Source organism: Streptomyces sp. NPDC057950 (genome assembly GCF_042887295.1).
GTDB classification, from domain to species: Bacteria; Actinomycetota; Actinomycetes; order Streptomycetales; family Streptomycetaceae; genus Streptomyces; species Streptomyces kaempferi.
The window spans coordinates 371326-395028 of record NZ_JBHVPP010000004.1 but is presented as its reverse complement, the minus strand read 5'-3'; the positions used below and the strand labels follow the sequence as shown (position 1 = coordinate 395028).

The 23703-nt window shown below is 71.4% G+C and carries 17 protein-coding genes; 8 read left to right on the top strand and 9 right to left on the bottom strand.

The features are described from left to right. Positions 1-421 precede the first annotated feature (421 nt). The 4 genes from ACFVTC_RS10640 to ACFVTC_RS10625 all read left to right on the top strand — a co-directional run bounded on the left by ACFVTC_RS10640 (position 422) and on the right by ACFVTC_RS10625 (position 10172). On the top strand, positions 422-5362 hold the full coding sequence (locus ACFVTC_RS10640; RefSeq protein WP_390126156.1) for an NAD-glutamate dehydrogenase: 4941 nt from the start codon (positions 422-424) through the stop codon (positions 5360-5362). Between the two features lie 143 nt (positions 5363-5505). Beyond that, the gene (locus tag ACFVTC_RS10635; protein ID WP_390126153.1) at positions 5506-6042 is read left to right on the top strand and encodes a GtrA family protein; all 537 of its coding nucleotides are present in this window, start codon (positions 5506-5508) and stop codon (positions 6040-6042) included. Positions 6043-6171: 129 nt separating this feature from the next. Next, positions 6172-9024, top strand: a complete 2853-nt coding sequence (locus ACFVTC_RS10630) for a CDP-glycerol glycerophosphotransferase family protein (protein WP_390126219.1) — start codon at positions 6172-6174, stop codon at positions 9022-9024. Then, positions 9021-10172, top strand: a complete 1152-nt coding sequence (locus ACFVTC_RS10625) for a glycosyltransferase (RefSeq protein WP_390126151.1) — start codon at positions 9021-9023, stop codon at positions 10170-10172. The genes ACFVTC_RS10630 and ACFVTC_RS10625 overlap by 4 nt, the downstream gene beginning before the upstream one ends. 48 nt (positions 10173-10220) lie before the next feature. On the opposite strand, the gene ACFVTC_RS10620 is transcribed toward ACFVTC_RS10625, so the two are convergent. Then, complete coding sequence (locus tag ACFVTC_RS10620) at positions 10221-11033, bottom strand: ABC transporter ATP-binding protein (protein WP_390126218.1); 813 nt, start codon at positions 11031-11033, stop codon at positions 10221-10223. Between the two features lie 4 nt (positions 11034-11037). After that, complete coding sequence (locus tag ACFVTC_RS10615; RefSeq protein WP_390126149.1) at positions 11038-11952, bottom strand: ABC transporter permease; 915 nt, start codon at positions 11950-11952, stop codon at positions 11038-11040. A 174-nt stretch (positions 11953-12126) separates the two neighbouring features. Between ACFVTC_RS10615 and ACFVTC_RS10610 the strand changes: the two genes are divergently transcribed. Then, positions 12127-12783: a TetR/AcrR family transcriptional regulator gene (locus ACFVTC_RS10610; protein ID WP_390126147.1), complete on the top strand. Its 657-nt coding sequence runs from the start codon at positions 12127-12129 to the stop codon at positions 12781-12783. Between the two features lie 106 nt (positions 12784-12889). On the opposite strand, the gene ACFVTC_RS10605 is transcribed toward ACFVTC_RS10610, so the two are convergent. Then, positions 12890-13825, bottom strand: a complete 936-nt coding sequence (locus ACFVTC_RS10605; protein WP_390126145.1) for an ADP-ribosylglycohydrolase family protein — start codon at positions 13823-13825, stop codon at positions 12890-12892. A gap of 33 nt (positions 13826-13858) precedes the next feature. Next, positions 13859-14473, bottom strand: a complete 615-nt coding sequence (locus ACFVTC_RS10600) for a TetR/AcrR family transcriptional regulator (protein WP_390126143.1) — start codon at positions 14471-14473, stop codon at positions 13859-13861. Between the two features lie 99 nt (positions 14474-14572). On the opposite strand from ACFVTC_RS10600, the gene ACFVTC_RS10595 reads away from it, so the two are divergent. Further along, entirely contained in the window at positions 14573-15526 is a 954-nt protein-coding gene (locus ACFVTC_RS10595; protein WP_390126141.1) for an oxidoreductase, read from the top strand. Between the two features lie 34 nt (positions 15527-15560). Here the strand turns inward: ACFVTC_RS10595 and galE are convergent, their stop codons facing one another. The 3 genes from galE to ACFVTC_RS10580 all read right to left on the bottom strand — a co-directional run bounded on the left by galE (position 15561) and on the right by ACFVTC_RS10580 (position 19569). Continuing rightward, positions 15561-16550 carry a UDP-glucose 4-epimerase GalE gene (galE, locus tag ACFVTC_RS10590; protein ID WP_390126139.1) on the bottom strand — a complete coding sequence of 330 codons (990 nt, stop codon included), beginning with the start codon at positions 16548-16550 and terminating at the stop codon, positions 15561-15563. A 99-nt stretch (positions 16551-16649) separates the two neighbouring features. Further along, the gene (locus ACFVTC_RS10585) at positions 16650-18245 is read right to left on the bottom strand and encodes a glycosyltransferase (protein ID WP_390126137.1); all 1596 of its coding nucleotides are present in this window, start codon (positions 18243-18245) and stop codon (positions 16650-16652) included. A 55-nt stretch (positions 18246-18300) separates the two neighbouring features. Next, positions 18301-19569, bottom strand: coding sequence for a glycosyltransferase 87 family protein (locus tag ACFVTC_RS10580; protein WP_390126135.1), 1269 nt, complete (start codon positions 19567-19569; stop codon positions 18301-18303). 108 nt (positions 19570-19677) lie between these two features. Between ACFVTC_RS10580 and ACFVTC_RS10575 the strand changes: the two genes are divergently transcribed. Next, complete coding sequence (locus ACFVTC_RS10575) at positions 19678-21249, top strand: glycosyltransferase family 39 protein (protein ID WP_390126133.1); 1572 nt, start codon at positions 19678-19680, stop codon at positions 21247-21249. Here the strand turns inward: ACFVTC_RS10575 and ACFVTC_RS10570 are convergent. After that, on the bottom strand, positions 21235-21744 hold the full coding sequence (locus ACFVTC_RS10570; protein ID WP_390126131.1) for a MarR family winged helix-turn-helix transcriptional regulator: 510 nt from the start codon (positions 21742-21744) through the stop codon (positions 21235-21237). The two genes, ACFVTC_RS10575 and ACFVTC_RS10570, sit on opposite strands and share 15 nt — an antisense overlap. 123 nt (positions 21745-21867) lie before the next feature. On the opposite strand from ACFVTC_RS10570, the gene ACFVTC_RS10565 reads away from it, so the two are divergent. Continuing rightward, positions 21868-22281 (top strand): organic hydroperoxide resistance protein, encoded by a 414-nt coding sequence (locus ACFVTC_RS10565; protein ID WP_390126129.1) that lies wholly within the window; start codon positions 21868-21870, stop codon positions 22279-22281. A 113-nt stretch (positions 22282-22394) separates the two neighbouring features. On the opposite strand, the gene ACFVTC_RS10560 is transcribed toward ACFVTC_RS10565, so the two are convergent. Further along, entirely contained in the window at positions 22395-23702 is a 1308-nt protein-coding gene (locus tag ACFVTC_RS10560) for a hypothetical protein (protein WP_390126216.1), read from the bottom strand. Position 23703: the final 1 nt, after the last annotated feature.

Genomic DNA, 23703 nt, shown 5'->3' with positions numbered 1-23703 from the left:
GTGCAGACTGTCAAAGTTCGACCCCCGGTTTTGTACACATACGGCTCATGACGAGTCCGGGGTGAGGAGCGATAGCCTGGTGGCGTGATCAGCGCGATATCTCGCGGGGGCGCCGTCGCCCCTGCCCCGCGCCCGGAGACCACGGACGACATCCGTGACCGGGCGTCAGTCGCTGACCTTCGCGGGCGGGACGGAGCGGCAAGCGCACTCCGTATGCCGATGACACGCCGTGGACGGACGTCGCCGAGAGCAGCGTCACAGTCCCCAGGGGTGCCGAACATGGCCGATATACCCCCGCCCATCTCTCCATGCGGCATAGCGTCGGACCAGACCGGACACCCCGCGTCACGGCGTCACGTCGGAGAAGAGACCGTATTTCCTTCTACGTCACGCAATGGCGCGCGACAGGAGCCAGAGGACAATGCAGACCAAGCTGGACGAAGCAAAGGCCGAGCTGCTCGAACGGGCCGCCCGGGTAGCTGAGAACAGTCCGGTCGGGGGGCACCTACCGACCGTGAAGACGGGTGCGGGCACCCCGGACCGGGAGACCGTGCTCGCGTTCCTCCAGCGCTACTACCTGCACACCGCCCCGGAGGACCTGACCGACCGCGACCCGGTCGACGTCTTCGGAGCCGCCTTCTCGCACTACCGACTGGCCGAGAACCGCCCCCAGGGCACGGCCAGCGTCCGCGTGCACACGCCCACCGTCGAGGAGAACGGCTGGACCTGCAGCCACTCCGTCGTCGAGGTCGTGACCGACGACATGCCCTTCCTCGTCGACTCGGTCACCAACGAGCTGTCCCGGCAGGGGCGCGGCATCCACCTCGTCATCCACCCGCAGGTCGTCGTACGGCGTGACGTGACCGGCGAGCTCATCGAGGTGCTGCCCGGCCGGCCCGTCGCCGACGAGCTGTCGCACGACGCGCACATCGAGTCCTGGATCCACGTCGAGATCGACCGCGAGACCGACAGGGCCGACCTGAAGCAGATCACCGCCGATCTGCTGCGGGTCCTGTCCGACGTCCGCGAGTCCGTCGAGGACTGGGAGAAGATGCGCGACGCCTCGCTGCGCATCGCCGAGGAACTGCCGGCCGAGCCGACCGCCGGAGACCTGCGCGACCGGGAGGTCGAAGAGGCCCGTGAGCTGCTGCGCTGGCTCTCGAACGACCACTTCACCTTCCTCGGGTACCGGGAATACGAGCTGCGTGACGACGATGTGCTGGCGGCGGTGCCCGGGACCGGGCTCGGCATCCTGCGCTCCGACCCGCAGCACGGCGGCGACGACAGCCACCCCGTCAGCCCCTCCTTCGAGCGGCTGCCCGCCGACGCCCGCGCCAAGGCCCGTGAGCACAAGCTCCTGGTGCTCACCAAGGCCAACAGCCGCGCCACCGTGCACCGGCCGTCCTACCTCGACTACATCGGTGTGAAGAAGTTCGACGCCGACGGCAACGTCGTCGGCGAGCGGCGCTTCCTCGGCCTGTTCTCCTCGGCCGCCTACACCGAGTCCGTGCGGCGCGTCCCCGTCGTCCGCCGCAAGGTCGAGGAGGTCCTCAGGGGCGCGGGCTTCTCGCCCGACAGCCACGACGGCCGCGACCTGCTGCAGATCCTGGAGACGTACCCCCGCGACGAGCTCTTCCAGACGCCCCCGGACGAGCTGCGTGCCATCGTCACCTCCGTGCTGTACCTCCAGGAGCGGCGGAGGCTGCGGCTCTACCTGCGCCAGGACGAGTACGGGCGCTACTACTCGGCGCTCGTCTACCTCCCGCGCGACCGCTACACCACCGGCGTACGCCTTCGGATCATCGACATCCTGAAGGAGGAGCTCGGCGGCAGCAGCGTCGACTTCACGGCTTGGAACACCGAGTCGATCCTCTCCCGGCTGCACTTCGTGGTCCGGGTCCCGCAGGGCACCGAGCTGGCACAGCTCAGCGACGCCGACAAGGACAGGCTCGAGGTGCGGCTCGTCGAGGCCGCCCGCTCCTGGGCCGACGGTTTCGCCGAGGCGCTGAACGCCGAGTGCGGTGAGGAGCGCGCGGCCGAGCTGCTGCGCCGCTACGGCGGTGCCTTCCCCGAGGGCTACAAGGCCGACCACACCCCGCGGGCCGCCGTCGCCGACCTGGTCCACCTGGAGAAGCTCACCGACGACGACACCAAGGACTTCGCGCTCAGCTTGTACGAGCCGGTGGGCGCCGGTCCCGGTGAGCGCCGCTTCAAGATCTACCGCACCGGCGAGCAGGTCTCCCTCTCCGCGGTCCTGCCGGCCCTCAACCGCCTGGGCGTCGAGGTCACCGACGAGCGTCCCTACGAGCTGCGCTGCTCGGACCGTACGACGGCGTGGATCTACGACTTCGGGCTGCGGCTGCCCAAGTCCCTCAACGGCAACGGCGACTACCTCGGCGACGACGGCCGCGAGCGCTTCCAGGAGGCCTTCGCCGCCACCTGGATGGGCGAGGCCGAGAACGACGGCTTCAACGCCCTCGTGCTGAGCGCCGGGCTGACCTGGCGGCAGGCGATGGTGCTGCGCGCCTACGCCAAGTACCTGCGCCAGGCCGGTTCGACCTTCAGCCAGGACTACATGGAGGACACCCTCCGCAACAACGTCCACACCACCCGGCTGCTCGTCTCGCTCTTCGAGGCACGGATGTCGCCGGAGCGCCAGCACGCCGGTGTCGAGCTGACGGACGCCCTCATGGAGGAGCTGGACGCAGCCCTGGACCAGGTCGCCTCGCTCGACGAGGACCGGATCCTGCGGTCTTTCCTCACGGTCATCAAGGCGACGCTGCGCACCAACTTCTTCCAGAAGGCGGTGGGCGACAGGCCGCACGAGTACGTCTCCATGAAGTTCGACCCGCAGGCCATCCCGGACCTGCCGGCGCCGCGCCCGGCGTACGAGATCTGGGTGTACTCGCCGAAGGTGGAGGGTGTGCACCTGCGGTTCGGCAAGGTCGCGCGCGGAGGGCTGCGCTGGTCCGACCGGAGGGAGGACTTCCGGACGGAGATCCTCGGACTGGTCAAGGCGCAGATGGTGAAGAACACCGTCATCGTGCCCGTCGGCGCCAAGGGCGGCTTCGTCGCCAAGCAGCTGCCCGACCCGTCCGTGGACCGCGACGCCTGGCTCGCGGAGGGCATCCGCAGCTACCGGACCTTCATCTCCGCGCTGCTCGACATCACCGACAACATGGTCGCCGGTGAGATCGTGCCCCCCGCGGACGTGGTCCGGCACGACGGTGACGACACCTATCTGGTGGTCGCCGCCGACAAGGGCACCGCCACCTTCTCGGACATCGCCAACGAGGTCGCCCAGAGCTACGACTTCTGGCTCGGGGACGCCTTCGCCTCCGGCGGTTCGGCCGGTTACGACCACAAGAAGATGGGCATCACCGCCCGCGGTGCCTGGGAGTCCGTCGAACGGCACTTCCGGGAGCTGGGCGTGAACACCCAGACCGAGGACTTCACCGTCGTCGGCGTCGGTGACATGTCCGGTGACGTGTTCGGCAACGGCATGCTGCTCAGCGAGCACATCAGGCTGGTCGCGGCCTTCGACCACCGGCACATCTTCCTCGACCCGACCCCGGTCGCGGAGAGCTCGTACGCCGAGCGCCGCCGTCTCTTCGAGCTGCCCCGTTCCTCGTGGGCCGACTACAACACCGAGCTGATCTCCGCCGGCGGCGGCGTCTTCCCCCGGACCGCCAAGGCGATCCCGGTCAACGCCCATGTCCGTGAGGCCCTCGGCATCGAGTCCGGGGTCGTGAAGATGACCCCGGCCGACCTGATGAAGGCGATCCTCCAGGCACCGGTCGACCTGCTGTGGAACGGCGGCATCGGCACCTACGTCAAGGCGTCCACCGAGTCGCACGCGGACGTCGGCGACAAGGCCAACGACGCGATCCGGGTCGACGGCGCGGACCTGCGCGTCAAGGTCGTCGGCGAGGGCGGCAACCTGGGCCTGACGCAGCTCGGCCGGATCGAGTTCGCCCAGCACGGCGGCAAGATGAACACGGACGCCATCGACAACAGCGCGGGCGTGGACACCTCCGACCACGAGGTGAACATCAAGATCCTGCTCAACGCCGTGGTGGCCAACGGGGATCTGACCGTCAAGCAGCGCAACAAGCTGCTCGCCCAGATGACCGACGAGGTCGGACACCTGGTGCTGCGCAACAACTACGCGCAGAACGTGGCGATCTCCAACGCGCTCGCCCAGTCCGGGAGCATGCTCCACGCCCAGCAGCGCTTCCTGCGCCACCTGGTCAGGGAGGGGCACCTCGACCGCGCCCTGGAGTTCCTGCCCAGCGACCGGCAGATCCGCGAGCGGCTCAACACCGGGCAGGGCCTGACCGGTCCGGAGACGGCCGTCCTCCTCGCGTACACGAAGATCACGGTCTCCGACGAGCTGCTCGCCACCTCGCTGCCCGACGACCCGTATCTGCAGAGTCTGCTGTTCGAGTACTTCCCGACGGCGCTGCGGGAGAGGTTCCGCGAGCAGATCGAGGGACACGCGCTGAGCCGCGAGATCGTGACGACCCTTCTGGTCAACGACACGGTCAACACGGGCGGTACGAGCTTCCTGCACCGCCTGCGGGAGGAGACCGGCGCCTCCCTCGACGAGATCGTCCGGGCGCAGACCGCGGCCCGCGCGATCTTCGGGTCGAGCGCGGTGTGGGACGCGGTGGAGGCGCTCGACAATGTCGTCGCCGCCGATGTCCAGACGCGGATCCGGCTGCACTCCCGCCGGCTCGTCGAGCGCGGTACGCGCTGGCTGCTCAACAACCGGCCGCAGCCGCTCCAGCTCGCCGAGAACATCTCGTTCTTCCGCGAGGGGGTCGCGCAGGTCTGGGGCGAGCTGCCCAAGCTGCTGCGCGGCGCGGACCTGGAGTGGTACCAGCAGATCTTCGACGAGCTGTCCGGCGCGGGTGTGCCGGAGGAGCTGGCCACGCGGGTGGCCGGGTTCTCCTCGGCCTTCCCGACGCTGGACATCGTCGCGGTGGCCGACCGCATGGGCAATGACCCGATGGCCGTCGCGGAGGTCTACTACGACCTCGCCGACCGCCTGCGCATCACCCAGCTCATGGACCGCATCATCGAGCTCCCGCGTGCCGACCGCTGGCAGTCCATGGCCCGCGCCTCGATCCGCGAGGACCTGTACGCGGCCCACGCCTCGCTGACCGCCGACGTCCTCGCCGTCGGCAACGGCACCTCGACGCCCGAGCAGCGCTTCGAGGCGTGGGAGGAGAAGAACGCGCCGATCCTGGGTCGCGCCCGCACCACTCTGGAGGAGATCCAGGGCTCCGACTCGTTCGACCTCGCCAACCTGTCGGTGGCGATGCGCACGATGCGGACCCTGCTGCGGACGCACTCGTAGTCCGTACGTTCCCGGCGTTCCTGGGGCGCCCCCGGCCGACAAGGCCGGGGGCGCCTCCGTCTTTCTTGCCGATCTCTCAAGGACCTCACGGAAAAACCGGACTTGGATTTTACCTATTACTGATAAAAGGGACAATTGTGACCGTGAATCTCTTCGAGGGGCGGGCCCGCATCGGGCGCCGTGCCCCCGCGCCCGCCCAGCCCTCGCCCGCCGGCCCTCCCGGACCCTTCGCGTGGACCCGTCGCGTCGCTCTCGAAGTGGTCAAGTTCGCGGCCGTCGGCGGCAGCGGTGTCGCGGTCAACTTCCTGGTCTTCAATCTCCTGCTGCACGGCCTGAAGTGGGCACCGATGGCCGCCACGGTCGTCGCCAGCTGTGTCGCCATGGGCACCAACTACCTCGGCTTCCGCTTCTTCGCCTACCGCGACCGCGCCTCGCGCACCCGGCGGCAGATCTTCCTCTTCTTCGTCTTCAGCGGCATCGGCGTCGTCATGGAGAGCGCGCTGTTCTATGTCGCGTACCACGGGCTGGGCATGGGTGGTCCGATCGGCTCCAACCTGGCCAAGGCGCTGTCGATCGTGCTGGCCTCGGCCTTCCGCTTCCTGGTGTACCGGACATGGGTGTTCGAGCAGACGAAACGCGACCACCAGGAGCTTGCCCAGGACCCGCAGTCGCCCGGGTGACACGCCAATGGAGCAGCCACCTGTGTAGTTTCATAGGAAATGTCTACCCTTGACAGGGTGAAAGTTGATCAGCGCTGCGCGCCCGACGCGTCCGGGACCGGGCCCGCCGGAACCGGAGCCGTACCCGCCGTGTCCGTGGTCGTGATCGTCTACAACGACGAGAACAGGCTGCCCACGGCCGTGCGCTCCGTCCTCGACCAGACGCTGCGGAGCGTCGAGGTCGTCATCGTGGACGACCGGAGCACCGATGGCTCGTACCCCGCGGCGCAGCGGCTGGCCGCCGCGCACCCGGACCGGGTCCGCGCGTTCCGGCTGCCCGAGAACAGCGGCGGCTGCGGAGCCCCGCGCAACCACGGCGTCCAGCAGGCCCGCGGCGACTACGTCCTCTTCCTCGACAGTGACGACGTCCTGGAGCGCAACGCGTGCCGCAACATGCTGGAGGCCGCCGAGAACACCGGCGCCGACCTCGTCTCCGGACTGTGCGTACGGGTGCACGTCGACTCGCGCACGCGCAAGGAGGTCAAGTGGTACCCCTGGCTGTACGAGCGCACCCGCACCCTGGAGTCCGTCTCCGAACTGCCCGACCTGCTGGTCTTCGACACCCTGTCGACCAACAAGTGCTACCGCAGACGGTTCCTGCTCGACGAGGGCCTGGAGTTCCCGGTCGGCATCCACTACGAGGACCTGCTCTTCTCCGCGCAGGCGTACGTGGCCGCGCGCCGGATCACCCTGATCCCCAACCGGGTCTACGACTGGCGGATCGTGGACCGGCCGGCGATGACGGCGGCGAGGTCCATCAGTAACCGGCGTGACGAGATCGCCAACTTCGCGCACCGCATGGAGATCCACCGCCGCGTGGACCAGCTGCTCGCGCAACACGGCCTGCTGGAGCTGAAGTTCGCCAAGGACGTCAAGTGGCTCAAGCACGATCTGGTCCTGCATCTGCGTGAGCTGCCGTTCCGGGACGCGGCCTACCGGCGGGAGTTCGCCGCGATCGCCCGCGCGTACCTGGCGTCGATCGACCGCGCCGCCTTCGACGAGACCGAGCCGATCCAGGCGATCTGCGCCTACCTCCTCCACGAGAGCGACTGGGACAACCTGCTGCCCGCCGTGGACACGCTCACCAACCGCGACAAGATCTCCTCGCCGCTCGTCGAGCGCGCCGGACGCGTGTACTGGTGCGCGCAGCACATCGAGGACGACGCCTTCGGCCGGCGCGTCCTGGACGTCACCGACCTGGGCCACCACACCAAGCCGGTCGAGAAGATGTTCCTGCGCAACGCGCTGACCCGGTACGAGGAGCACGCCGGCACCGTGCGGCTGGCCGGCCGCGTCACCAACCCGCTCGGTGTGATCCCGCCCGGTGCCCGGCTCTCCGCCGAGCTGGAGTTCTACGCCCGCCGCAAGGGGGTGCGCCTGCGGACCTTCCGCTTCCCCGTGGCCGAGCTGCGGCACGAGGGCGAGACCATCGCCTGGGAGGCGTCGGCCGGTCTGGCCAGGGGGCTGCGGCCCATCGGCGTCGTGGACACCGTGTGGGACGTTCGCCTCCATCTCGACGTCGACGGCGCCCGGACCACGACCCGGCTCACCGCCGTCGGGGCCGCACCGCCGGCCGGCGGCCTGCCGGTCCGGCCCCGCCTCACCCGGCTGGTCGCCGACCGCATGGAGCCGGAGGTCTCCGCGCGCGGCCACCTCTCCTTCCGGCTCGTCCCGGGCAAGAAGGCCGAGCAGCTGGTCCGGCGCGGAATGCGGGGAAAGATCGCACGCCGCGCCAAGTCCGGCTACCGAAAGGCCAGGGCGCGGCGCAGGGACCTCGCCTCGGGGCGCTCCAAACTCCGCCTCTACCACGAGGTGTTCAGCCGCCTCCCGCACCGGAAGGGCCTCGTCGTCTTCGAGAGCCATCTGGGAAGGCAGTACAGCGACAGCCCCAAGGCCATCTACGAGGAGATGCGCAGACAGGGGCTGGAGTTCGAGGCCGTGTGGGCGTACGCGGGCAGCCCCGAAGGCTTCCCGGCCGACGCCGCACTGGTGCGCCGCTGGTCGCTCCCGTACCTCAAGGCGCTCGCCCAGGCCGAGTTCTGGGTCGACAACCAGAGCTACCCGCTGAAGCTCACCAAACGGCCGGGGACCACGTATCTGCAGACCTGGCACGGATCCGCGCTCAAGCGCATGGGCTTCGACGAGCCGGGGTGGAAGGTGAGGTCCCGTGCCTCGCAGGCCGCACAGCAGCGCACCCTCGACCGCTTCGACCGGTTCCTGATCCGCTCGGAACACGATGTGCGCACCCTCGCGCGGGCGTTCAGGCTCCCGGAGCGGACCCTGTTGCGGGTGGGGTATCCGCGCAACGACGCGCTGGTACGGGTCAGGAAGCGCGCGGAGGCATCCGGAGGCCGGCGCGAACCGGTTCTCCTGGCGGCCGAGTTGGGCATTCCGTCCGACAAGGAGGTGCTGCTCTACGCGCCCACCTTCCGCCAGCGCGGGGGCAAGCGGAAGCGGTTCGAGCTGCCCTTCGACGTGGAGCGCTTCGCCGACGCCTTCGGTGACCGGTACGTCCTTCTCGTCCGCTCGCACTACCTCAACCACGTCGTGCTCCCGCCGTCCGTGCGCGGCCGCGTCATCGACGTCACGGACCACCACGACGTGACCCCGCTGCTGGCCCTCGCCGACGGCCTGATCACCGACTACTCGTCCGTGATGTTCGACTACTCCCTCCTCGACCGACCGATGTTCTTCTTCGCGTACGACTACGAGGAGTACGTGCACGAGGACCGCGGTACCTACTTCGACCTGCTCGAACGGGCCCCGGGGCCGGTCGTCCGCACCGAGGACGAGCTCTACGCCGTCCTCGGTTCGCTGGAGGACCAGAGGACGAAGTACGCGGCTTCGCGCGAGCGGTTCGTCGCCGACTTCAGCGAGTTCGACCGGGGCAACGCCGCGGAGAGCGTCGTCGACCAGTTCTTCGCCCACTGGAGGCGCACATGACCGCGGACCCCCGACGGGACATCTTCTTCGTCTCCAACAGCGTCGACGAGCTGGGCGGGGTGACCAGTTGGTCGCACCAGATGGCCCGCCTGTTCACCGAGCGCGGCCACCGTGTGAAGGTCATCGGCATCACCGATCCCGAGGTCCCCCAGGAGCTCGGCGAACTCCCGTACCCCACCCTCACGTTGTACGACGTCCACCCGCCGCGGGTCGGCCCCGCGCGCGGCATCAGGGGACGGTTCGACGTGGCCGGGCGCAGGCTGCGCGCCGAACGGGCGGCGGGGATGCGCGAGCAGGCCGCCAAGCTGAGCGTGCTGTTCCGGGCCGCGCGCCCAGGGGCGATGGTGATCGTCACGCAGGTGTGGGCGATGGAGTGGGTGAAACTGGCCGACACCGCCGGTCGGACCGTGATCGGCATGAGCCACGAGTCCTTCGCCTACTCGCGGGTGACCTCGCGCTTCGGGCGCGTGCGGCGGCACTACCGGGACGTGGACCGGATGCTGACGCTCACCCGTGAGGACGCCGACCTGTGGATCCGGCAGGGTCTCGACAACGCGTCGTTCATGCCGAACCCGCTCCCGTTCATGCCCGAGGTGCCCTCGCCCCGCACCGCGAAGGTGGTCGTCAGCGTCGGCCGGCTGACCGACCAGAAGGGCATCGACATGCTCCTCGACACCTGGGCCGAGGTCGCGCCGCGCCACCCCGATTGGCGTCTGCGGATCTACGGCTCGGGGGAGGACGAGGAGGTCCTCAGGAAGCAGTGCACGGCCCTGGGACTGGACGGCTCGGTGGAGTGGATGGGCGCGACCACGGACGTGCCGGACGCGCTGCGGGGCGGCTCCGTCTTCGTCCTGTCCTCGCGCGGTGAAGGCTTCCCGCTCGCCGTCATGGAGGCCATGGCGGCGGCCCTCCCGTGCGCCGCCTTCGACTGCGCGCCCGGCGTCCACGAGATCGTCCGCGACGGCGAGGACGGTCTCCTCGCCACCCGCGGCAACACCGGGGAACTCGCCCGCCGCCTCGACACGCTGATGTCCGACAAGCGGCTGCGCGACCGTATGGGCGAGGCGGCCCGCGTCAACATCCAGCGCTACTCGACGGACGAGATCGTGCGCAGGTGGGAGGACCTCTTCGTGTTCCTGGAGCGCTGAGGACCGGGCCTTTTGGGCCCGGTCCTCAGCGCAGCTTCCCCCTGCTTCCTACTTCCCGGTGAACTTCTCGTACTCCTTGAGGACCTCTTCGGTCGGCCCGTCCATCCGCAGCTCGCCGCGTTCCAGCCAGAGCACGCGGTCGCAGGTGTCGCGGATCGAGTTGTTGTTGTGACTGACCAGGAAGACGGAGCCCGCGCTCTTGCGCAGCTCGCGGATCCGCTGCTCGGAGCGCTTCTGGAAGGAGCGGTCGCCGGTGGCCAGGGCCTCGTCGATCATCAGCACGTCGTGGTCCTTGGCGGCCGCGATGGAGAAGCGCAGCCGCGCCGCCATGCCCGAGGAGTACGTCCGCATCGGCAGCGTGATGAAGTCGCCCTTCTCGTTGATGCCCGAGAAGTCGACGATCTCCTGGTAGCGCTCCTTGATCTGCTCGCGGGACATGCCCATCGCGAGCCCGCCGAGGTAGACGTTCCGCTCGCCCGTCAGGTCGCTCATCAGGGCCGCGTTCACGCCGAGCAGGGAGGGCTGGCCGTCGGTGTAGATCCTGCCGTTCTCCACCGGGAGGAGGCCGGCGACCGCCTTCAGCAGGGTCGACTTGCCCGAGCCGTTGGTGCCGATCAGACCGATGGCCTCACCGCGGTAGGCGGTGAAGGACACGTTCTTGACGGCGTGCACTTTGCGCACGCCCGCGACCTTCTCGGACTGCTTGCGGCGCATGATGCGGTTGAGCGCCGCGGTGGCGGAGCCGCGTCCGGCGCCGGTGCCGTTGACCCGGTAGACGATGTCGACCCGGTCGGCGACGACGGTGGGGACGAGGGCGTTCGCGGGACCGGCGTCGCGCGGGAGGCCGGATTCCTTGGTCAGGGTGTCAGCCACGTCCGTACGTCTCCTCGGCCTTCCAGAAGTAGATGAAGCCGCCTACGCCGGCGACCACGGCCCAGCCGACCGCCACCGCCCACACGTGCGGTGGCAGTTGGCCGGCGTGGAAGCTGTCGATCAGCGAGTAGCGCATCAGGTCGATGTAGACGGCGGCCGGGTTGCTCTCCAGCGCGACCATCGCCCAGTGCGGCAGATCGTCCTTGCTGAGCACCTTGTCGATGCTCCACATGACGCCGGAGACGTACATCCAGGTACGCAGCACGAACGGCATGAGCTGCGCGATGTCCGGCGTCTTGGCGCCCATCCGCGCCATCACCATCGCGACGCCCGCGTTGAAGGTGAACTGGAGCACCAGGACGGGCACGGCGAGCAGCCACGACGCGCTCAACGGAACGCCGAAGCAGAGCAGGATGACGACCAGCGCGGCCATCGAGAACAGCAGCTGCTGGAGCTGCTGGAGGGCGAAGGAGACCGGGAGTGCGGCCCGGGGGAAGTGCAGGGCCCGCACCAGGCCGAGGTTCCCGGAGATGGCCCGGGTGCCCGCCATGATCGAGCTCTGGGTGAAGGTCCAGATGAAGACGCCGGTGACCAGGAACGGGATGTAGTCCGGCACACCGCGCTTGGTGCCGAGCAGCACACCGAAGATGAAGTAGTAGACCGCCGCGTTCAGGAGCGGGGTCATCACCTGCCACACCTGGCCGAGCTTCGCCTGGCTGTACTGGGCGGTGAGCTTGGCGGTGGCGAAGGCGGTGATGAAGTGGCGCCGCTCCCACAGCTGCCGGACGTACTCGCGCAGGGCCGGCCGCGCGCCGCTGACGCTGAGGCCGTACCGGGCGGCGAGCGCCGCGGGATCGTCGGCCGGGGGGACCGGCGTCGGGGGCGGTGTGTGGAGGACCTGGCTCACATCCGCTGCTTTCGCTCAGGGGGGTGGGATGCGGGGTCCCGTGCTTGACGTTTCGCCCACTGTGTCTTTGCCAGTAGCTTACGTCGGGACGGGACCGTATCGTCGCAACGGGAGCCTAGAGCTTCGGAGCGTCGGAACGCAACCGTTTCGTCGCTACGGCCTATGCTGGTCGGTATGACGACGAACGCCGACACCACGAGTGCCGCCGCGGGCGCGGAGAGTGCTGCCGGGAAGGCCCCGCGTCGTAGGGCTCCCGCCGGTGCGGCCGTGCTGCGGGAGGACGTGACCGAGGCGATCCGGGCAGCCGTCTTCGAGGAACTCGCGGCCGTCGGCTTCGCCCGGATGTCCATCGAGGGCATCGCGCGTCGCGCGGGCGTCGGCAAGACGGCGGTGTACCGGCGCTGGCGCTCCAAGCTGCACCTGGTCCTCGACCTCGTCTCCGCCATAGCGGTGCAGGGGCTGCCCGCCCCGGACACCGGTTCCCTGGAGGGCGACCTGCGTCTGCTGTACGAGGTCACCTCGCGGGCGCTGCGGCACCCCGTCGCCGGCCAGATCATCCCGGACCTCCAGGCCGAGGCGGCGCGCAACCCCGACATCGCGCAGGCCCTCCAGGAGGCGCTGCGGGAGGGGCAGCAGGGAGTGGCGAGCGGGATCGTGGCGGCGGCGGCCGCGCGGGGCGAGTTGGACGAGGGGATCGACCTGGAACTCGCGCTCGACCTCATGTCGGGGCCGCTGTACTGGCGCTCGGTCGTGGTCCGCGGCCCCAAGCTGCCGAAGGGGTACCTGGCGAGCCTGGCCCGGTCGACGGCGGCGGCGCTGCGGGCGTTGTAGCGGGTCCGGCCACGGAGCGGTCCGGATCCGTGCGGCGCCGCCGACGCCGAGGCGTGCGGTCCGCGCGGCCGTGATGGTGCCGATCCGTGTCGTCACCGGGGTCGTCTCACTCTGCCAGCCGCCGGGCGAGCCCGCGCAGTTCCGCCGCCCGCAGTACCCGCCCGCCGAACCCCGGCAGCGGCACGTGCAGCGGCTCGAGCCACCGGCCGGGGATGGCGTCCGCCCCGTGCACGGCCCCGGCGAGACCGCCGGTGACCGCGGCGACGGTGTCCGTGTCACCGCCGAGGTCGACGGCGGCGCGTACGGCACCCTCGTAGGAGTCCGTGGTCCGCAGCGCCCAGACGGCGGAGCCGAGGCAGGGCCACACCGCGCCGTTGAACTCCGTCGCCCGGTCGGGATGCCAGTCGTCGGCGAGAACGGTGGCGTAGCGGGCCCGGTGGTCCGGGTGCACGGCCCGCAGGGTCAGGGGCAGGGCGGCGAGCGGGTCGCCGCCGTCCAGCGCGACCCGGACCAGCTCGTGGAACACGGCGGTGCCTTCCCAGGCCGCGCGGTCGCCGTGGGTGAGCGCGGCGATGCGGCGCGCCGCCTCCATCGTGGCGTCCCGCCCCTGCCGCGCGAAGTGCACGGCGGAGGTGGCGGCGCGCATCAACGCCCCATTCCCCGCCGCCCGTTGGCTGACCTGGAAGTGCAGTCCGGCGGCGAGGTCCCAGGGGTCCCCGCTGCCCAGCACGGCCTCCGTCTGCAGCCCGATGTCCTTGGGCTCCGCGGCCGCCCACCGCCGGAACCTCCGGAAGACGTCGGGGAGTTCGAGTCCGCCCCGGTCCAGCAGCGACTCCCCGACCAGCACGGCCATCTGGGTGTCGTCGGTCGCCTCGCCCGGCTCCCACCCTCCGCCTCCGCACATCTCCCCGCCGTGCCCCGGCTGCGGGAAGCGCGCCGAGAACGCGCCCTCGGGGCCGAACTCGAAGGGTGCGCCCAGCGCGTCGCCCACGGCGGAACCGAGCACGCAGCCGAGGACTCGCGGTTCACGGGGTCCGGTCATCGGGGCAGCGTACGGGGTGTCCTGGGGGACGGGTCAGTGTGGTGCGGGGTGGTCGGGTGCGCAGCCGCGGAGGGTGTGGGCGATGACGTCGTCCAGGTTGGCGTCGAGGGTGCCGGGGGGCAGGGTGCTGCTGACGGCGAGGCTGGCGAACCCGTGGAGGGTGCTGAACATCGGGATGGCGATGGCGTCCAGTGGGGCGTCGCGGACCTCGCCGGTGCGGCGGCCTTCGGCGATGAGGTCGGTGGCGAGTACGGACATGCCCTGGGAGGCCCGGACTAGGGCTTCGGATGCCGCGGGGTCGTGCTTGATGGAGAACATGAGGTCGAGGAGTTCGGCGTTGGCGGTGGCGAAGCCGACGTAGCTGCGGGCCAGGGCGCCGAGCCGGTCGGCGAAGGAGTCGCCCGCTGTCTCCTGTGAGGCGGCCAGGGCGGTGCTGAGGCGTTCGAAGCCGGTCAGGGCCAGCGCGTCCAGGAGGGCCTGTTTGTCCTTGAAGTGGCGGCTCGGCGCGGCGTGGCTGACGCCCAGGTCGCGGGCGAGCTCGCGCAGGGAGAGCGCGGCCGGCCCCTTTTCCCTGAGGGTGTCCTCCGCGCGGGCCAGCAGTGCGGCGCGGAGGTCTCCGTGGTGGTAGGGGCGAGGGCGGGTCTGCATGGGCGGCAGTCTATCCGGTATGTAACCGACGCCAACATTGTTGGCGTCGCCATCATTGTTGTCGTTGACAGCATTGTTGGCGCCGCCTACATTGAGGTCATGGCTACCAAGGACTCGGCTGTCGAGCAGAGCAAGAAGAAGTGGAGCGCGGGCGACATCGGTGACCAGACCGGCCGCACCGCCGTCGTCACCGGCGCCAACAGCGGACTCGGTATCGCCACCGTCGACGCCCTCGCGCGGGCCGGTGCCCATGTCGTCCTCGCCGTACGGGACCCGCGGCGTGGCGAGGCTGCCGCCCGCACCGTCCACGGCAGTGTCGAGGTGCGCCGGCTGGACCTGGCGGACCTCGCCTCCGTCCGTGAGTTCGCCGCGTCCTGGCGGGGCGACCTCGACCTGTTGATCAACAACGCGGGCGTCATGAACATCCCCGAGGCCAGCACCAAGGACGGCTTCGAGATGCAGTTCGGGACGAACCACCTGGGGCACTTCGCCCTCACCAACCTGCTGCTGCCGCACGTCACCGACCGCGTGGTCACCGTGTCCTCGGGGGCCCACCGGATTCCGGGCGGCACCCACATCCACTTCGACAACCTGAACCTCACGGGCGAGTACGCGCCCATCACCGCCTACGGCCAGTCCAAGCTGGCCAACCTGCTGTTCACCCTGGAGCTGCAGAGCCGGCTCGCGGCGGCGGGATCGTCCGTACGCGCACTGGCCGCGCACCCCGGCTGGGCCGCCACCGGCCTCCAGGGCCACGACGCCAGCGTGGTGCGCCGCGCCCTGATGGCGGTGGGCAACCGGTTCATCGCCCAGGACAACAGGGCCGGCGCGCTGCCCACGCTGTACGCGGCCACCCAGGACCTGCCGGGCGCCGGCTACGTCGGACCGGACGGGTTCGGCGAGATGCGCGGCGGACCGACCCTGGTCGGCCGTTCCGCCGCGGCCAGCGACCCGGTCTCCGCCGTCCGTCTGTGGCGGGCCTCGGAGGAACTGACCGGCGTCACCTTCCCCCGGCTGGACGAGGCCGCACGAGCGGTCGCGGCGGGGGGCTGACGCCGGGCCGGCCCTTCCCGGGGTGCGGCCGGGGTCAGACGCGTGCCGCCTCCGGGTGCAGCCGCAGCCATCCCGCCCAGGCCGAAGTGATCATGTCCTGGACGTCGTACCTCGCCTTCCATCCCAGCTCCCCGCGGATACGGTCGGCCGAGGCGACGACCCGCGCCGGGTCGCCCGGGCGGCGCGGCACGGTCACCGGAGGGCGGTCGTAGCCGGTGGCCGCGTTGATCAGGTCGATCATCTCGCGGACCGAAACCCCCTCGCCACGGCCGATGTTGAGGGTCAGGTCCCGGCCGGGCGAGGCGTCCAGCGCGCGGGCCGCGGCCACATGGGCCTCCGCGAGGTCGACCACGTGGATGTAGTCACGGACGCACGTTCCGTCCGGTGTCGGGTAGTCGTCCCCGAAGACGCGCGGCGACGCGCCCCGTGTGAGCCTGTCGAAGACCATGGGGACGAGGTTGAAGACCCCGACGTCGGCCAGTTCGGGAGTGGCCGCGCCCGCCACGTTGAAGTAGCGCAGCGAGGCGGTGGACAGACCCGTCGCCCGGCCCGTCGCGCGGACCAGCCACTCGCCCGCCAGCTTCGTCTCGCCGTACGGGCTCATCGGCACGCACGGGGCCTCCTCCGTCACCAGCTCCCCGGCCGCGGCCGCCGGCATCCCGTACACCGCGGCCGAGGACGAGAACACGAAGGAGCGGACGGAGGCCGCCGTCACCGCCTCCAGCAGGACACGCAGCCCCTCGACGTTCTCCCGGTAGTAGTGCAGAGGCAGGTCCACGGACTCGCCGACCTGCTTCTTCGCCGCCAGATGGACCACGCCGGTGACCACGTGCTCCGTGAGCGTCCGGGCCAGCAGCCCCGCGTCCAGGGTCGATCCGACCACCAGCGGTACGCCCTCGGGCACCCGTTCCGCGATGCCCGTGGACAAGTCGTCGTAGACCACCGCCTGTTCGCCCGCATCCCGCATCGCGCGCACGACGTGCGCCCCGATGTAACCGGCGCCGCCGGTGATCAGCCAGGTCATGGACGGTCGTCCTCTCGTCGGTGGACCGATGACGGTGCCGCCGGTCGTGGACAGGCGGGGTGGCCCTGGCCCGGCGTGGACCGGTGGCATGGCCGCCTCTCAGTGAAGCAGGCGGCCGAGGCGACGGCGTACCACTTCGGTCATTCCTCTCCATCCGGGCGCCAGCCGCAGCGCCAGTGCCCCCGCGTGGGTGCGGTACGGCTGCACCAGGAGCACGCCGTGCCGGGTGTCCGGGACCGCGCGCCGGCGCAGCAGACCCGGGCCGCCGACCGCGTGGGCGCTGACGTCCCGGTGCGTGCCGTCGCGGAAGTGGAGCCGCAACCGCAGGTCCCAGGTGCCGTGGCCCAGCGCCGACAGGTCCACCGGCGTCTCGGCCGACCAGCTGCCCCGGTCCGGGTCCGGCGCGAGGGCCACCCTCAGACTCGGACCCGTCCGCTCCTCGTCCCGGTGCGCGAACGTGACGTCCGCCGCGGCCGGGCCGGCCTGCGCGATGCGCCCGTACAGGTCGTGCAGGCGCAGCCGCAGCAGGGCCGCACGCGCGCGGGGACGCAGTTCGGCGTCGACGGCGGCCGGCAGCACGTGCGCGGGCCGCAGCAGGAGGTGGTCCAGCGTCACCTGGGGGAGGTCGTGCGACCAGACGGGCGTGCCGTCGGCGGCGCGCGCGTACGGCGGGCGCAGTCGTGCGGGGCGGGCGGCGAGCTCCCTGAGCCGGGGGAGATCGCGGGGGCCGGGGGCGGCCAGGACGACCCGGGCGATCAGACGGCCGGGGGCGGTCGGGTCGACGGTGAGGTCGGCCGCGTCGAACGACTCCAGATGGGCGCGGGTGAGGTCCCACCACGCACGCCGGTACGCGGGGGTGCGCAGCCCCAGCTCGCGGGTGTACATGCGCAGTTCGTGGTCGAGGAACCGGGCGTGGGCGGCGCGCGCGAGGCGTTTCTCGCCGGCGCCGAGGAGGATGGCGTGGGCGGTGCGGCCGGCCTCGGTCCTGGCCCGCCAGTTGTCGATGTCGGCGCGGTCGAGCGAGATCGACAGCCGCTCGGCGGTGCGCCGTACGTGCCAGACGTACACGGTGTCGGGGATCAGCGCGACGCGCGGCCCGGCGGCCAGCACACGCGCGGTGAACACGAAGTCCTCGTAGGGGTGGCGGCCTTCGGGGAAGCGGACGCGGTGCGCACGCAGGAAGTCGGTGCGGTACAGCTTGTTGACGCAGAGGGTGTCGTGGACCAAGCGCGGCCGCCGGGAAGGGTGGGGGAACACGGCCGGTTCGGCGTAGAGCGCGCGCTGCCACGGGGTCTCGCGCCCGGAGGGCAGTTCACGGCGCACGCACAGGCCGGCCGTGACCTCGGCGCGCCGCTCCAGGGCCGCGCCGAGCAGCGCGTCGACCGCGCCCGGCGGCAGCACGTCGTCGCTGTCCAGGAACATCAGGTACGGAGCGGTCGTCGCGTCGATGCCGTCGTTGCGGGGGCTGCCGCAGCCGCCGCTGTTCTCCCGGCGCCGGACGACCCGCAGACGCGGCTCGCCGGCGGCGAGACGGTCGAGCAGGTCGGCGCTCCCGTCGGTCGACCGGTCGTCGACCGCGAGCACCTCCCGGACGGCCGGCCCCTGCGCGAGTGCCGAGCGCACCGCGTCCGTCACATGGGGGGCGTCGTTGTACCCGATGACGACGACACAGACCTGCGCGGCTCGAGGTTCCATGGATTCACCGGACGGAATCGTAGGGCATGTCAGTAATTTTCCGTTGAAGGGGTGTTCAGTGTCCGGTCGGGGAGACGGCGGGGGCCGGTCGCGGGTCCCGGACGGGCGCGGCTGGCTCCGGGCGTTTCGTCGCGGGGAGGCCGGATCGCCACAGCCGGGTGAAGGACAGCGCGGCGGCCGTCGCCAGCAGACCGTTGCGTACGAGCATCAGCACACAGCCCGTCCAGGTGCTGCGGGTGACCTCCTCGTACAGGCCGGGGTAGACCACGGAACTGACCGCGGTCGCCGCCACGATCAGTGCGGCCACCGGGCGCTGGGTGGTGTGACGCGAGGTCAGGCAGACGGCGGACAGGCCGAGCAGCCACACCATGTACTGGGGGCTGATCACCCGGCTGGTCACCGTGAACAGCAGCACGGCGGTGAGCGCCGCGTCGTTCGGGGTGGCGAGCGTCCAGCGGCGCGCGCGCACCCGCCACAGCAGCAGGAGCCCGAAGCAGACGAGCGTGAGGGCGAGCGAGGCCGCCGCGACCGTGGGGACGTGCGGGCCCACGAACTCCATCGCGCCGTACTGGTAGCGCACGCTGCCCCGCCAGCCCGCGTGGCGCGCGAGACCGAGGACCGTGCCGCCGAGCGACTCGATCTGCACGCCCCGGCCGCCCTGCTGGCGCAGGAAGTCGAAGGGGTCGCTGAAGGCCGCCGTCAGGACGGCGAGCAGGACGGCCGCCGCGAGAGCCGCCGACGTCCATGCCTCCCGGGTCGTACGGCCGCGCGGGGTGCCCAGCAGCACCAGCGCGGGCCAGACCTTCACCAGGGCGCCGCACGCGGCGAACACGCCGCAGGCGCGCGGGGAGCGCTTCAGGGCCAGCAGGGAGAGCACCGCGAACGCCGTGACCTGTACGTCGTAACGGGCGAGCGGCACGTGCAGCAGCAGCGGCAGGCCCAGCGTCCACAGCGCCGCGCCCCGCAGACTGCGGCCCGCCCGGGATCCCGCGCGCACGAGTGCCAGCGCGATCACGGCGTCCGCGAGGAGCGTGAGGGTGACGAAGGCATGCGGGTAGGTCAGGCCCGGGAGCAGCGCCGGCGAGAGCAGGACCGCGCCCGCGCCCGGCGGGTACTGCCACAGCCGGTCGCCCGCCGGACAGGCGCCGTGCGACAGGACGCCGTACCAGCGGAAGTACAGATGGCTCACCTCGCGCGAGACCCCGCCGCCTCCGAGCACGGCGAGGTTGTCGTGCGCGAGCAGCCACAGCATGAGGGTGCGGGTGACGGCCCAGGTCGCGGCGAGGGAGAACAGGCGGTGTCGGGGGCTCAGGTAAACGCTCATCAATGCCGGATCGTAAGCTTCCTGAATGCCTCAGGGGCGGCGATACGCCGTCATGACCCTGCAAAGGTTGGCTAATAGTACTAAATAGGTCTCAGGGTGAGGGTGTTGATGAAGCGGTCCGGAGCCGGCCGTCCGGTGGTCGTCGCGGAGATCGTGGCGGTCCTGCTGCCCGTACTCGTCATGCTCGTGCTCGGGCTGTGGGGGCTCGACCGCGGCGGCATGTGGCGCGACGAGGCGGCCACCTTCCAGGTCGCGCGGCGCTCGGTTCCGCAGATCTGGCATCTGCTCCACCACGTGGACGCGGTGCACGGCCTGTACTACCTCTTCATGCACGCCGTCCTCGCCTCCGACCCCGGCGAGGTCGCGCTCCGGCTCCCCTCGGTCTGCGGCGCGGCCGCCGCCGCGGGCCTCGTCGCCGCCCTGGGTGTCCGCCTCTGCCGCCCGCGGGTCGGCCTGTGGGCGGGGCTGCTGTACGCCGTCACCCCCATGGCCGGGCACTTCGCGCAGGAGGGCCGGTCGTACGCGCTGGTCGCGGCCGGCGCGGCGGGAGCGACGCTGCTCCTGGTCAGGGGTGTGCGGTCGGCGGGGACGGGGGTCTGGTGGGCGTACGGCGCGACGGTCGCCGTCACCTGTCTGCTGCACGAGTTCGCGGTGCTCCTGCTGCTCGCGCACGCCGCGACCCTGGCCGCGGCCCGGCTGCCGCGCCGGGTCTGGCGGCGCTGGGGGCGCGCGGCCGGAGGGGCGGTACTGGTGCTGTCGCCGCTGGTCCTGGTCTCGCACGGGCAGTCCGGGCAGGTCGCGTGGCTGACGCGGCCGGACTGGGAGAGCGTGGACCGGCTGCTGCGGGCGTTCGCCGGGCCGACCCAACCGGTCTTCGTGCCCTACCTGTTCCTGGTCGCCCTGGGGGTGCTGTGGCAGGTGCCGCGCGGGGAGGTGACCCTCGCGGCGGTCGCCGCGCCGCTGATGGTGCTGCCGCCCGCGGTGCTGATCACGGTCTCCCGCTTCTGGCCGCTGTACGACGAGCGGTACGTCCTCTACGCCCTGGCGGGGGCGCCGCTGCTGGCCGCCGGGGGGACGGACCGGGTGGCGCGGGCGGTGGCCCGGTCGTGGGAGCGGTGGAGGGGGGCGACGCCGCCGTGGACGGCGCGGAGGAGGATGCGGCTGCCGGTGGCCGCCCTCGCCGGAGTCCTCGCGGTCGCGCTCGCGCTCACCGCCCAGTTCCCGCTGCTGTGCCAGGATCGCACCCCCAGCCGGCGCCCCGACAACCTCGCCGCCGTCTCCGCCGCCGTCGGACGCGAACTGCGCCCCGGTGACCCGGTGTTGTTCCTGCCCTCACTCGCACGGCGGTCCGCGCTGGCCTATCCGGAGGGTTTCCGCGGGGCCCGGGACATCGCGCTGCGGGCCTCCGCGACGGCCTCCGGGACGTTGTACGGCGAGGAGGAGGGCCCCGCCGAACTGCGCCGCCGGCTCGCCCGGCTCGACCATGTGTGGCTGGTCGCCGCGCCGTTCGCGCTGCGGTCGGGCTGGCGCCCGCACACTCCGACCGAGCGGGCCAAACTCGCCGTGATCGGCGAGGAGTTCACCCTGCGCGAGCAACTCGCGCGCCGGGGCGTCACCCTGCGCCTGTATGTACGCCACCCGTCGGCGGACGACCCGGCAGCCGCCCTAGTGCCGGCCTGAGGCCGGGTCGGGCGCTTCCCTCCGGGCCGCGTCGTCCAGTGCGACCGTCAGCCGGTCCAGCCGGGACTGCAGTTCGATGATCTCGTCGAGTTCGAAACCCGTCGCGGCGGCGATCCGGCGCGGCACCCGCAGGGCGCGCTCGCGCAGGGCTGTGCCCTCGTCGGTGAGGTGGACGTGCACGGAGCGCTCGTCGAGGGCGCTGCGCTCACGCCGTACCAGACCGGTCGCCTCCAGGCGCTTGAGGAGCGGCGACAGCGTCCCGGAGTCGAGCCGCAGATGTTCGCCGACCTTCTTCACGGGCAGTTCGCCGTGCTCCCACAGCACCAGCATCACGAGGTACTGCGGGTAGGTCAGCCCGAGGTCCTTGAGGATCACCCGGTAGACGCCGCCGAAGGCGCGCGACGCCGCGTTGAGGGAGAAGCAGATCTGCTGGTCGAGACGGAGGTAGTCCCCGTCGGACGGGGCCTGGGGGTGCGGGGTCGGCATGGCGGTCATACCCACAGGATAGCTCTCGTCCGTCACTAAGTTGTGTGCAATTTAATTGTGTGCTCTAATCGAGTCCGTGAGACGGCCGGACCGGCCGCTCCGACAGACATTCATCTGAGAGGGATGGTCTTCATGGAAGCGCTCTACACCGCTGTCGCCACCGCCACCCACGGCCGTGACGGTCGTGCCGTCAGCTCCGACGGCAAGCTCGACCTCCAGCTGGCCATGCCGGTGGAGATGGGCGGCAACGGGCAGGGCACCAACCCCGAGCAGCTGTTCGCCGCCGGTTACGCAGCCTGTTTCGCCAGCGCCCTCGGCCTCGTCGGCCGCGCGGCGAAGGTCGACGTCAGCGAGGCCGCGGTGACCGGCGAGGTCGGCATCGGCAAGCAGGGCGAGGGCTTCGGCCTCGCCGTCACGCTGCGGGTCGAGCTCCCCGACTCCGTGGACCAGGCCACCGGCCGCAAGCTGGTCGAGCAGGCCCACCAGGTCTGCCCCTACTCCAACGCGACCCGCGGCAACATCCCGGTCGAGCTCGTCGTCGAGTAGTACCGCGCCGTGCCGTCCCCGTGCCCCCTTCGCGCCCGCGAGGGGGGCACGGGGATCCTCGCGTACGGCCCCCGCCGCCCCGCGGCGGGCCGGACCCGCACGCCCGGCCCACCTCATCGGATGACACTGCTGTCCGTGCGCAGCGGCCCCGGCACCATGTCCAGGCCCGGCGCCCGTGGCCGTACGGCCTGTTCCAGCAGCAGCGGGAGCCCCACCACCGGCAGCACCCACACCAGCACGATCAGCCGGTCCCCGTAGATGGTGATGTCGGGATGCCCGGCCTGGTTGAGGACGCCGGTGAACGCGGCCGCGAGCAGCAGGACGGCGAAGGCCGGACGCCGCCGCACCACCCCCCACGCCCCGGCCGCCAGTGCCGCGAGGACGAACGGCTCCCGCAGCTCCCGGCGCAGCCACTCCACCCAGAAGTCGGCTTCGAGATGCAGGAACTCCGGCCACGGGCGGGTACGGTCCGGGACGGCGAAGTGCCCCGTGAGCAGGTCCTGGAGGCTCTCCGACTCGGACGGGTGGCGCAGCACCCGCGCCGCGAGGAGCGTGACCACGACCGCCCCGGCCGCCACCGCCCCGATCGCCCTGAGCGGCGGCGTGAGCCCGCGCAGCGGCCGGCGCGGCCCCCCGTGCCGCACGCCGGTCAGCGCGCACGCGCCCGTCAGGCACAGCCCGAGGAACAACGCCTGCGAGTGCTTCACCGTGAAGAGCGCCGCCAGCGAGCCCCCGACCAGCAGGCTCCCGGCCCGCGCACGGCCCTCCAGCGCCAGCGCGCAGCCCCACAGCGCGGCCAGCGTCAGGTCCAGCAGCAGACCCTCGGTCATCGGGCGCATCGCGGTCGTGCCGCACGGCAGGACGTAGAAGAGCGCCTGTCCGGTCAGGGCCGCGACGGTGGGGGCGCGCAGGGTGCGCAGTACGAGGAAGGCGAGCACGCCCCCGGCGACGGTGACGAGGACGCTCGACACCCACACGCCCCACTTCACCCCCAGGACCGTGACGAACGGGGCCAGCAGCGCCGGATACCCGGGCCGCGCCTCGAAGATCCGCATGAAGCGCGCCGACATGAACGGCACGGTGTGTCCCGAGGTCTGCCCGGCCCGCAGCCGCTTCGACACCCCCTCCCACTGCTCGCGCCGGCACTCCTCGAAGACCCGCCGGGTGGGGCTCGGCGCGTGGAAGCGCAGCACGTCGACGCTCTGGTCACGGCGGGCGAGGGAGGCCCTGCCGGCACAGACGTAGTCGATGGTGAGCGAGGCGGCCTCCTGCTTGCCCGCGCCGCCCAGACTCAGCGCGTACGAGAGGTAGTTCTTGCTGTCGGGGGTGTCCCGGCCGGTGATGTTCGCGAGTTGCAGGACGGCGAAGACGGCGGCCAGGACGATCACCCGGAACCGAGCGGGCCCGGAGCCCGAAAGCATG